Annotated in this window: 1 protein-coding gene; it reads left to right on the top strand. The window is 68.0% G+C overall.

Annotated elements, in window-relative coordinates; translation table 11 throughout:
• Nucleotides 1–157: 157 nt before the first annotated feature.
• The gene (locus ACPYOG_RS19210) at nucleotides 158–667 is read left to right on the top strand and encodes an Lrp/AsnC family transcriptional regulator (RefSeq protein ID WP_481295735.1); all 510 of its coding nucleotides are present in this window, start codon (nucleotides 158–160) and stop codon (nucleotides 665–667) included.
• Nucleotides 668–701: the final 34 nt, after the last annotated feature.

Below are 701 nucleotides of genomic sequence, written 5' to 3'. Positions count from 1 at the left end.
CCCCCCTCCACAAAAAACACCTCCCCCCCAGATTAGCGAGTGTCTCGTGGGCTCGGAGATGTGTATAAGAGACAGTCTCTGCGGACTCGACGGTGGGGCTCGGGGGGCTGGCGGAGGGCGGTGCGTCATACGATGGGCGAGGACCGAAGGAGGCCGCATGGTCGACAAGCTCGACGCCGATCTGATCGCGCTGCTGACCGAGGAGCCGCGGCTGGGCGTGTTCGAAGCGTCGCGGCGGCTCGGGGTGGCGCGCGGCACGGTACAGGCCCGGCTGGACCGGCTCCTGCGCTCGGGAGTGGTGCGCGACTTCGCCCCCACCATCGACACCGACCGGCTCGGCTACCCTGTGACCGCATTCGTGACGGCGGAGATCGCCCAGGGCGACCGTGACGTGACCGTCGTCGAGCATCTGGAGGCCATCCCGGAGGTGCTCGAGGTGCACACGATCACCGGTGTCGGCGACCTGATGATCCGGGCGGTCGCGAGGTCCAACGCCGACCTGCAGCGGGTGATCGACCGCATCGTCAGCGACCCGGGCATCATGCGGACCTCCACGGTCATCGCGCTCGCGACGAAGATCGATCACCGCGCCGTACCCCTGGTGCGGGCGGCGGTCCTGACGGACGATGAGGACGAATCGAACAGGAGGAACGCGGCTGATGGATGAGAAGGCTCTGCTGGAGCGTGTGCCCGACGGTCTG

The sequence above is a fragment of the Leifsonia sp. HAY1-4F genome (assembly GCF_056755275.1).
The sequence above is the reverse complement of the archived record's forward strand: the minus strand, read 5'-3'. Positions and strand labels throughout refer to the sequence as shown.

Excerpts from the sequence above, each read along its gene's own strand:
- ACPYOG_RS19210 (WP_481295735.1), top strand. The coding sequence starts at position 158 with ATGGTCGACAAGCTCGACGCCGATCTGATCGCGCTGCTGACCGAGGAG.